6 protein-coding genes and 1 pseudogene are annotated in these 9,987 nt (G+C 69.7%); 6 read left to right on the top strand and 1 reads right to left on the bottom strand.

Going from position 1 to position 9,987, the window contains the following annotated elements; genetic code table 11:
* Positions 1–40: 40 nt before the first annotated feature.
* The 6 genes from arsS (at position 41) to VF794_RS19915 (ending at position 8,512) form a co-directional block, all read left to right on the top strand.
* Positions 41–1,090: an arsenosugar biosynthesis radical SAM (seleno)protein ArsS gene (gene arsS, locus VF794_RS19940; RefSeq protein WP_331112734.1), complete on the top strand. Its 1,050-nt coding sequence runs from the start codon at positions 41–43 to the stop codon at positions 1,088–1,090.
* A 130-nt stretch (positions 1,091–1,220) separates the two neighbouring features.
* Positions 1,221–2,774 carry a hypothetical protein gene (locus tag VF794_RS19935; protein WP_331112732.1) on the top strand — a complete coding sequence of 518 codons (1,554 nt, stop codon included), beginning with the start codon at positions 1,221–1,223 and terminating at the stop codon, positions 2,772–2,774.
* 85 nt (positions 2,775–2,859) lie between these two features.
* Positions 2,860–4,359 carry a glucose-6-phosphate dehydrogenase gene (gene zwf / locus VF794_RS19930; protein WP_331112730.1) on the top strand — a complete coding sequence of 500 codons (1,500 nt, stop codon included), beginning with the start codon at positions 2,860–2,862 and terminating at the stop codon, positions 4,357–4,359.
* Positions 4,360–4,508: 149 nt separating this feature from the next.
* Positions 4,509–5,966 (top strand): heme peroxidase family protein, encoded by a 1,458-nt coding sequence (locus VF794_RS19925; protein WP_331112728.1) that lies wholly within the window; start codon positions 4,509–4,511, stop codon positions 5,964–5,966.
* Between the two features lie 72 nt (positions 5,967–6,038).
* Positions 6,039–7,307, top strand: a complete 1,269-nt coding sequence (hemA, locus tag VF794_RS19920; RefSeq protein WP_331112726.1) for a glutamyl-tRNA reductase — start codon at positions 6,039–6,041, stop codon at positions 7,305–7,307.
* A 26-nt stretch (positions 7,308–7,333) separates the two neighbouring features.
* The gene (locus VF794_RS19915) at positions 7,334–8,512 is read left to right on the top strand and encodes an FAD-dependent monooxygenase (RefSeq protein WP_331112724.1); all 1,179 of its coding nucleotides are present in this window, start codon (positions 7,334–7,336) and stop codon (positions 8,510–8,512) included.
* Between the two features lie 9 nt (positions 8,513–8,521).
* Here VF794_RS19915 and VF794_RS19910 read toward each other — a convergent pair.
* Positions 8,522–9,987, bottom strand: a pseudogene (locus VF794_RS19910) (hypothetical protein); the annotation flags it as partial.

Here is a 9,987-nt window from a genome sequence, read left to right as displayed (position 1 = left end):
CGCAACCACGTGGACAAGCTGGGGATGTAGGAGCCCCACCATGTCCAAGAGCACCCTGCCCTCCCTCCAGGCGCGGAGGAGTCCCCTCGCCTCCCCCGCCACCCAGCGCGAGACCCTTCACGCCCTCCCGCTGCCGCGCGAGTTCGACGAGGCCCTCCAACAGGCCGGCCTCCACCCGCTGCGGCCCACGCGCCTCGACATCTTCCAGATGAACCTCGGGAAGATGTGCAACCAGACGTGCCGCCACTGCCACGTGGACGCGGGGCCGGACCGGCGCGAGGTGATGAGCCGCGAGACGATGGAGCAATGCCTCGCGGCCCTGGCGAAGACGTCCATCCCCACCGTGGACCTCACCGGCGGCGCGCCGGAGATGAACCCGCACTTCCGCTGGCTGGTGGAGCAGCTGCGCAAGCTCGACCGGCACGTGATGGACCGGTGCAACCTCACCATCCTGGAGACGAAGCCCCACTACGAGCTGCCCGGCTTCCTCGCCGAGCACCGGGTGGAGGTGGTGTGCTCGCTGCCCCACTACCGCGCGCTCAACACCGACAAGCAGCGGGGCGAGGGCGTCTACGAGCAGTCCATCCGCGCCCTCCAGCGACTCAACGCGCTCGGCTATGGCGATGGGACGAGCGGCCTGCGACTGGTGTTGGTGACGAACCCGGTGGGTGCCTTCCTGCCCGCCAGCCAGGCCTCCATGGAAGCGGAGTGGAAGCGCGAGCTGCTGCGCAACCACGGCATCCGCTTCGACAACCTCTACGCCCTCACCAACATGCCCATCAGCCGCTTCCTCGAATGGTTGCAGCAGTCGGGCAACCTGGAGGACTACCTGCAGCGGCTGGTGACGGCCTTCAACCCCGCCGCGGCCCACGGGGTGATGTGCCGCAACACCCTCTCGGTGGGCTGGGACGGGCAGCTCTACGACTGCGACTTCAACCAGATGCTGGAGCTGCCCGTGGAGGCTGGGGCTCCCCGGCACATCCGGGACTTCGACCTGACCGCCCTGGAGGCGCGGACCATCGTCACGGGCCGCCACTGCTTCGGCTGCACGGCTGGTGCTGGCTCGAGTTGCGGCGGAGTCACAATTTAGGGGCCTCACAGTTTCTTCGCCGCATCCCACCGGCTCACAAACAAAAGCGGGGCAACTCCATTTCGTGGGTGGCGGACATGGCGCACACCGCGCCAGCCACCCCAATCCCACACCAATGGAGTCACCCAAGATGAGCATGATGAAGTGGAACGAGGATGAGGCCCGCCGTCTGATCCTCGGGCAGATGGTGTCGCTGGTTGAAGGCGTGAAGACGCTCGCCATCCGCTCCCAACCGGGACCCTTCCGCAAGCGGGAGCCCATCGCCGTCTTCCGGCCCCAGTCCCTCGAGGAGCTGATGGGTCAGGTGGACGTGGAACTGGACAAGCTCATCGCCGACCACGCTCACCTGCGGGACTTCGCCGACGCCATGCGCATCCTGCTGCACCGGCTGCCCACCACCAGCACCCGGGAGATGTACGACGCGGTGATGGACGCCGCCGAGCAGTGGCTGGGCGATGTGGCGGACGAGGACTCCGATGGCCTGCGCAGCGACGCGGCCCAGCCCACGCAGCTCGAGGAAGTCTCCCTGCTCATCGAGGATCTGCGCCGCGAGCGCCGCAAGCCCACCCGGCGCGAGAAGCTGGCCATCCACATGGCCCACGAGGCGCTCGCCAACGGGGCCCGCGTGCACCTGCCCTACAAGCCCCTGCCCATCCCGGGTTTCGGCGACACCCAGACGCACATGAGCGTCACCGACCCGGGCGAGGGCCACATCGCCGGTACCACCACCCGCGAGGAGTGGATGCGCGGCGTGCTCGTCCACGTGGAGCACCTGGAGCGCGGACACCAGGATCGCGAGTCGGTGGAGTGCTACCGGATTCCCCGCATCCTCAACGTGGCCAAGGTGCGGCTGCACGTGGCCGGACGCGCGCCCGTCACCAGCTTCATCGGGCGGCCCATGTTCGATGGCGGCAAGTTCCACCTGGACCTGTGGAAGACGGTGCAGACCATGGCTGGCACCTGCACCGCCATGTTCCAGATGGGCGTGGCCGAGTGCAAGGTCGCCATGGATCGCATGACGGCCTCGCAGATCATCGAGTTCATGCGCTGCCTGCGCACCAACATCCTGCGCGACTCGCGCACCCAGCTCCTGTCCGCGGCCTTCAACCTCAACACCCCCCTCGTGGATGACCGTGACGGTGGCTCGCGGGTGGTGACGGGGCGGCGGGAGATCGGCCTGCTGGGCATCGAGCTCGTCAAGGCTGGTGGCTTCGACAAGGTGACGTTCGATGGCTCGGCGGACACCTACCCCAGTGTGCCGGTGATGGAGCAGCTCACCCACGCCGAGGCGCTGGAGCTCGTCCACCGGGCCCACGAGCGCGGCCTGCGGACCTACTTCTCCGCCGGCTTCCGCTTCCCCCACATCCCCCTGGCCGTCTACACCGGCGTGGACGGCGTGGGCATCGGCGGCGCGCAGATCCTCCGGTACATGGACTCGGAGACCGGCTACCACGGGCCCTTCCAGCCGGAGAACATCTCGCGCATCCTCGCCATCCGCGACGAGGCCGCCCGCGGCCCCCTGGGCCGCGCCGCCGCCCTGCTCGCCCGGCTGGACTGGAGGTCCTTCCAGGGCCGCCTGGATGAGCGCCAGGAGACGTTCCGCGCCCGCCTCTACGAGGCCCTCTCCCGCCAGCAGGTGGACGGTCTGCTCGACGACGCCGACAGCACCGGGCTCGCCGCCTAGACCGCTCCCTCCTCCCCCAGTCCACAACCCCTTCATCCAGGCGCTCCCCTCCCGCCGGGGAGCGCCTCTGTCGGAGACCTGCCTCATGCAAGCCGCAGCCCCGCGAATGGAAGAAGTGCGTGCCGAGCCGTGCACCTTCGTGCTCTTCGGGGCGTCCGGAGATCTGGCACGACGCAAGCTCCTCCCCGCGCTCTACCGACTCGCTCTGGAGGGCTACCTGCCTCCGGAGTCCGCCATCGTCGGGGCGGCGCTCCCGTGGATGAACACCGAGCGCTTCCGCGCCGACATGCGCGAGGCTCTCGAGCGTGCCCCTGGGGTCGGCCCCGTGGACGAGGCGGCCTGGCGCTCCTTCGCCCAGCGGCTCCACTACGTGCCCATGGACCTCTCCCGCGCCGGGGACTACCAGCGCCTGGGGCACCTGCTGGAGCGGGTGGACCGCGAGCACGGCACGCGCGGCAACCGCATCTTCTACCTGTCGCTCGCGCCCACGCTCCACGGCGAGACCGTGCGGCACCTGGGCGAGGCCGGGCTCACGAAGGGCCGGGGGCGGAGCTGGGTGCGCCTCGTGGTGGAGAAGCCCTTCGGCACGGACCTGGAGACGGCCCAGGCCCTCAACCAGCGCATCCACCGCCACCTGGACGAGTCGAGCGTCTACCGGATGGACCACTACCTGGGGAAGGAAATGGTCCAGAACCTGCTCGTCCTGCGCTTCGCCAACCGCATCTTCGAGCCGCTGTGGGACCGCGAGCACATCGACCACGTGCAGATCACCAGCGCGGAGACGGTGGGCGTGGAGGGACGCGGCGGCTATTACGAGAAGGCGGGCGTGGTGCGCGACATGCTCCAGAACCACCTCCTCCAGGTGCTCGCCCTGGTGGCCATGGAGCCGCCTTCCAGTCTCTCACCCGAGGCGGTGCACGACGCGAAGCGCGAGGTGATGGCGGCGGCGCGTGCCTTCTCGCCCGAGCGCATCCGCACCGAGTGCGTGCGCGGGCAATACGGCCCGGGCTTCCTCGCCGGCCAGCCCGTGCCCGGCTACCGGCAGGAGCCGGGCGTCGCCCCCGACTCGAGCACCGAGACGTTCGCCATGCTGACGATGCGCTTCGACAACCCACGCTGGGCCGGCGTCCCCTTCTATGTGCGCTCCGGCAAGCGGATGGCGCGGCGCCTCACCGAGGTGGTGGTGCAGTTCAAGGACGGGCCACTCGCCCAGGGCACCCCCAACCAGCTCCTCCTGCGCATCCAGCCGGACGAGGGCATCGCCCTGCGCTTCGCCACGAAGGCGCCGGGACGGGCGGTGCACCACCATGAGGTGGCCCTGGACTTCCGCTACGAGGACGCCTTCGGCACCCGGCTCGCCGAGGCCTACGAGCGTCTGCTGCTGGACTGCATGCTCGGCGTCTCCACCCATTACGTGCGCAACGACCTGGTCGAGCGCGGCTGGGAGCTCGTCATGCCCCTGCTGGAGGCCTGGGGGCCGGGGCGCGACGAGCAGCCCCTCCGTTCCTATGCCGCGGGGAGCTGGGGCCCGGACGCCGCGAGCCGACTGTTGGACGCACACGGCCGGCGCTGGAACGCGGCCTGAGTCCCATGAGGCAGGCACACGAGGCCGCTCGCCTGGAGAGAGGGCGGGCGGCCTCGTTTCTTACTGAAGTCACACGGCTCATCACAGACGCCAACCGCCCCCTCTAACCCCGCAGTAGCAACGAAACCCAGTCCAGGAGCAAACCAACGATGTTGCATGGTGAAACCCACGTTCGCGGAGTCAACCCTCCCCAATCGCAGTTTCACTCCCGCGGGCGTTTCGGCCGGCTCTTTCCCGGGCTCCCCGCCTTCGCCCAGGACACCCCGGTCATCCGGGATGCGCTCAGCAAGCTCGGGGATCGCGGCGGGTTGATGGACGCCAATGATCCGCCCAATCCCCCGCCCGCCCTCAACGAGGACAATGCAAGCATCTCCTCCGGCTTCACCTTCTTCGGGCAGTTCGTCGACCACGACCTGACGTTCGACCCGACCTCCATCCTGGAGCGGCAGAACGATCCGGAGGCCCTCGAGAACTTCCGCACGCCGGCGCTCGAGCTGGACAACGTGTACGGCTCCGGGCCCCGGGTGTCCCGTCACCTCTACGACGTGAACGATCCGGCGAAGTTCCTCATCGAGAAGACCGGTGGGCCGGGCTCGGCCGACGACATGCCGCGCAACAGCCAGCAGACCGCGCTCATCGCGGACCCGCGCAACGATGAGAACGTCATCGTTTCGCAGCTCCATGTCGCGATGCTCAAGTTCCACAACGCGGTCGTCGACCACGTGCGCGCCAAGGGAGGCACCCCGGAGGCGCAGGTCTTCGAGCAGGCCCAGCGGATGGTGCGCTGGCACTACCAGTGGATCGTCCTCAACGAGTTCCTCCCGAAGATCGCCGGGGGAGACGTGGTGCAGAAGGTGCTGAAGGCCAATCCGCGCCAGCGGCTCTTCCAGTGGAGGAACGAGCCCTTCATCCCGGTGGAGTTCTCGGTCGCGGCCTACCGCTTCGGCCACAGCCAGGTGCGCCCGGGCTACCGGGTCAACTCGGGCTTCGCCGCGGGCATCTTCAACAGCACCCTGGACCCGAGCCTCCCGGATCCGAACGACCTGCGCGGAGGCAAGCGCGCCGAGCGGCGCTTCGTGGAGTGGGACCTCTTCTTCACCATTCCCGGCACCGACCGGCGCCAGCTCAGCAAGGAGATCGACACCCGGATCTCCAGCCCGCTCCTCGCCCTCATCCCGGGGGCACCGGGCCAGATCCCCGGGGGTGCGCCGGGCACGCCCGGCAACCCCCAGTCGCTCGCGCAGCGCAACCTGCTGCGAGGCCTCGCGCTCGGCCTGCCCTCGGGCCAGGCCATGGCCCGGCACATGGGCGTCAAGGTCCTCACGCCCGAGCAGCTCAAGGACCTGAAGCAGTTCAACGTCGGCTTCGAGTCCTCCACCCCTCCCTGGTTCTACATGCTCAAGGAGGCGGAGGTGCTCAACAACGGCACGAAGCTCGGCCCCGTGGGCGCGCACATCGTGGCGGAGGTCATCGTCGGCGTGCTCCAGGGCGACCGGTTCTCGTTCCTCAACGCGAACCCGAACTGGAAGCCGGAGCTCGCCAACGACAAGGGTGAGTTCTTCATCGGGGACCTGCTGAAGTTCGCCGGCGTCAAGGTGGGGCCGTAGGCAGCTCGTAGGCCCTGACCGGGGCCCCCGGGAGGGGGCCCCTCTCTTCTTTCGACCGGAGCAGAACGGACCATGCACGCAACCCACCCCACACTCCTCTGTATCGGCCTGTCCTATCGGACGGCGCCCGTGTCCATGCGCGAGCGGCTGGTGATGTCCGAGGAGCAGCGGATGGAGCTGCTGCGCGGGCTCGGGGAGGCGGCCACCGAGGCGGTGCTCCTGTCCACCTGCAACCGGGTGGAGCTGTACCTGGCGGCGCCGGACGGGGCCCAGGCCCGCCAGCGGGTCCGGGAGGCACTGGGCAGGTTGGGAGGCCCCGAGGTGCTCGACCACCTGTACGAGCACCAGGGCGAGGCCGCGGTGACGCACCTCTTCCGGGTGGCCTCCAGTCTGGACTCCATGGTGCTGGGTGAAGCGCAGGTGCTGGGACAGGTGAAGGAAGCCCTGGAACGGAGCCTGGGAGCGGGCACGGTGCGTGGCGAGCTGTCCCGCATGTTCGCCGCGGCCTTCCGGTGCGCCAAGCGGGTGCGCACGGAGACAGCCATCGGCATGGCGGTCACGTCCATGGCGAGCGCGGCCGTGTCCCTCGCTGGCACGGGCCATTGTGGGATGGCGGGCAGGACGGTGCTGCTGGTGGGCGCGGGCGAGATGGCGGAGCTGGCCGCGCGGCACCTGGTGCAGACACGAGCGGGCCGGATCCTGGTGGTCAACCGCACCCTGTCGCGCGCCGAGGCCCTGGCGGCCAGGGTGGGCGGCACCGCGCGGCCCTTCGAGGAGCTGTTCTCACTCATCGCCACCGCGGACGTGGTGGTGAGTGCCACCTCGTCGCCAGTGCCCCTCTTCACCCGCGAGAACATGGCGGCGGTGCTCGAGGCACGCGCGAACCGGCCCCTCGTCATGGTGGACCTGGCCGTGCCGCACGACATCGCTCCGGAGGTGGGCGAGCTCGTGGGGGTGCGCGTGCATGACGTGGATGACATCCAGCGGTTCGTGGACGGAAACGCGGCGGCCCGTGCCGAGGAGGCCCGGAAGGCCGACGTGCTGGTGGACGAAGAGGTGGCCCGCTTCGTGCGTGACCGGAGCGTGCGCGAGGGGGTGCCCGTCCTCGCCCGGCTGCGCCAGCGGGCCGATGCCATCGCCCGCGCCGAGGCGGAGCGCACGCTGGCCACCCTCGGCGAGGGGCTCTCCGACAAGCAGCGCAAGAGCGTCGAGGCCATGGGGCGCGCCATCATCAACAAGCTGCTGCACGAGCCCACGGCCCGGCTGCGGGCGGTGGGCAGCGAGCACGAGGACGCTCAACTGGCCAGGACCGCCGCGGTGTTGTTCGGGCTGACCGGTTAGAGAATAGTCGTGGCAGGAGGGTTCCCATGTCGACCCAGACGAGCCACGTCTCCGGAAGCGCACCCCGCCACGTCCTCATCGCCGGGGCGGGCATCGGCGGTCTCACCCTGGCCTGTGCGCTGCGCGGGGCCGGGCTCTCCGCCACCGTCTTCGAGCGCGCCGAGGCCCTGCGTCCGGTGGGCGCGGGCATCACCGTCCAGATGAACGCCATGGCCGCCCTGAGAAGTCTCGGGCTGGCGGACGCGGTGGCCGAGGCCGGTGCCTCCATGTCCTCGGCGGCCATGCGGAACCCCTCCGGCCAGAAGCTGTCGTCCCTGGCCTTCGAGGCGCTCCAACGGGAGTTCGGTGTCCCGGTCATCGCCATCCACCGGGCAAGGCTCCAGGCGGTGCTGCTCGCCCACGCCGGGGAGGAGCACGTCCACCTGGGCCGCGCGGTGAAGGGCCTCCACGATGATGGACAGAAGGTCACCGTCGAGCTGTCGGATGGGAGCACCGCCACGGGAGACCTCCTGGTGGGCGCGGACGGGCTGCACTCGGTGGTGCGCCGCGAGGTGCTCGGGGACGCGCCGCTGCGGTATTCGGGCTACACGAGTTGGCGCGGCGTCGCGAAGGCCGCGTCCCTGGTCGAGCCGGGCGCCACCTCGGAGACGTGGGGCCCCGGAGCCCGCTTCGGCATCGTCCCCATCGGGCACGGCGAGGTGTACTGGTTCGCCACCCAGAACGCACCGGCCGGGGGCAGGGACGAGCCCGGCCGGGCTCGCGCCCACCTGCTGGAGCACTTCGGCGGTTGGCACGCCCCCATCGCCGGCCTCCTGGAGGCCACCGCCGAGGAGCACATCGTCCGCACGGACATCAACGACCGACCTCCCGTGAAGCACTGGAGCAAGGGCCGGGTGACGCTGCTGGGGGATGCCGCCCATCCGATGACGCCCAACATGGGCCAGGGCGGCTGCCAGGCCATGGAGGACGCCGTGGTGCTCGCCGGATGTCTGGCCCGGGAGGCGGACGTTCCCAGCGCGCTCGCCGCGTACGAGCGCCGCCGCATCGAGCGGGCCAACAGCTTCGTCTCACGCTCCTTCCAGTTCGGGCGCCTCACCCAGATGGAGAGCGCGGCCGGGCGATTCGTGCGCGACACGCTCATGCGTCTCATGCCGGCGAGCGCCACCGCCAACCAGGTGCGCGCCATCATGGACTTCACCCCCTGAGACAGGGACTCAGAGCGACTTCAGGTACTCGAGCAGGTCCAGCTTCTGCTCCCGCGTCAGCCCGGTCCCGTACTCGTGGCCGCTGTTGTGGTTGCCCGTCTGGCTCACATCGAAGACGAAGACGCGCTCTCCGGTGGGCAGGCTCACGTAGCCGGGCCTGTCGGGCACGCCCGCTACTTGGGAGACATAGCCCACCTGGCCGGGGTCGAATTCCTGGAGACCGACGATGAAGCGCTGTGGGCGCTCCGACACCGGTTGGAGGAGCGCCCACAGCGTGGGCACGGAGCCGTTGTGCAGGTACGGGGCGGTCGCCCAGATTCCGCTCAAGGGTCGGGTCACGTAGCCCTCCGGGCCCCGCCACTCGACGCCCTCCGGTTCGAGTTCCTGGCGCTGCTCGGAAGTGAGCCCCTCACGCGTGAAGGCGCGTTGCTCGACGCGCTCCAGCAGTGCCCCCAGCGCCTCCGGGAAGCTCCACCCGTCGACCCTCCTGCCAAAACTCCTCGCCCGAATCTCATCGGTGCCGATCTCGGACACGGGTACCACCCGACTCCGTCCGGGGCCATGACAGCTCCCACAGTGCTCCGCGAAGAGGGCCTCCCCACGCGCCTTGCGGTCCGACGCCAGCGGTCCGAAGAGCTTCTCCGGCCACTTCGGGGCACTGAGCCTGCCCGAGAGTTCCTCCAACCTCGCGAGGTTGGGCACATGGACGGAGGAGTCGTAGGTCGTGAAGTCGATGAGCGCGCCCACGCCGAGCGCCTGGCCGATGTTGCGCTGCATGATGGAGTTGGTGTCCCCGTCCCAGTGCAGCCACGACTCCGAGCGGAACTCCCAGAGGGAGGGGAAGCTCACGGGAGCGTTCAGCCGCACCCGCTTCGTGGGGAACAACAGCGCGCGAGCCACGCCGAAGGCATCAGTCCTTCCGGGGCCTCCCGGAGTCATGCACTTCGTCAGTGGGCGAAGGCGCGTCAGGTACAGCAGATGCCCACGCAGGAGCCGGATGGCATCCGGTACCGTCCGAACCTGTTTCCTGCTCAGCTCATGGAGGTACTCCACGAGTGGGAGATTGGACGGCAGGGGCTGCGTTTCCACCGCGGAGGGGTCCTGCGTCTCGCACTCCTCCGCTCGCGGCTCCGGGGGCTTGGGGCTCCCCGCTTGCGCCTGGAGCTGGAGGTAGCGCCTCACCTCGGACGCGAGCTTCTCCCGCGCGCTCGCGGTCCCGTCCGGGGAGAGGTCGCTGTCGGGGTAGGCCGCCTGCAACCGCGCGTCCTCGCTCCCGCGCTCCGGGGGATGGGGAAGGTGCTCGGACAGGCGCAGCAGGAAGTCCATGAGCTGCTTCGGCTCCGAGAGCGTCCTCATCATCACCTCGGCGCCCTCGGTGTTGAAGGACTCCAGGCTGAGAAGGCTCGGGGCACCATCCACCCGCACCTTGTCGCCCCGGTAGTGGAACTCGGCGACGTGACAGGCCGAGCAGGTGA

Origin of the sequence: Archangium sp. (assembly GCF_036389735.1) — a bacterium.
Lineage (GTDB): Bacteria > Myxococcota > Myxococcia > Myxococcales > Myxococcaceae > Archangium.
The sequence above is the reverse complement of the archived record's forward strand: the minus strand, read 5'-3'. Positions and strand labels throughout refer to the sequence as shown.

Bases quoted from the DNA above. Each gene is read 5' to 3' on its own strand.
- arsS (WP_331112734.1), top strand. From the start codon at position 41: ATGTCCAAGAGCACCCTGCCCTCCCTCCAGGCGCGGAGGAGTCCCCTC.
- VF794_RS19935 (WP_331112732.1), top strand. From the start codon at position 1,221: ATGAGCATGATGAAGTGGAACGAGGATGAGGCCCGCCGTCTGATCCTC.
- zwf (WP_331112730.1), top strand. From the start codon at position 2,860: ATGCAAGCCGCAGCCCCGCGAATGGAAGAAGTGCGTGCCGAGCCGTGC.
- VF794_RS19925 (WP_331112728.1), top strand. From the start codon at position 4,509: ATGTTGCATGGTGAAACCCACGTTCGCGGAGTCAACCCTCCCCAATCG.
- hemA (WP_331112726.1), top strand. From the start codon at position 6,039: ATGCACGCAACCCACCCCACACTCCTCTGTATCGGCCTGTCCTATCGG.
- VF794_RS19915 (WP_331112724.1), top strand. From the start codon at position 7,334: ATGTCGACCCAGACGAGCCACGTCTCCGGAAGCGCACCCCGCCACGTC.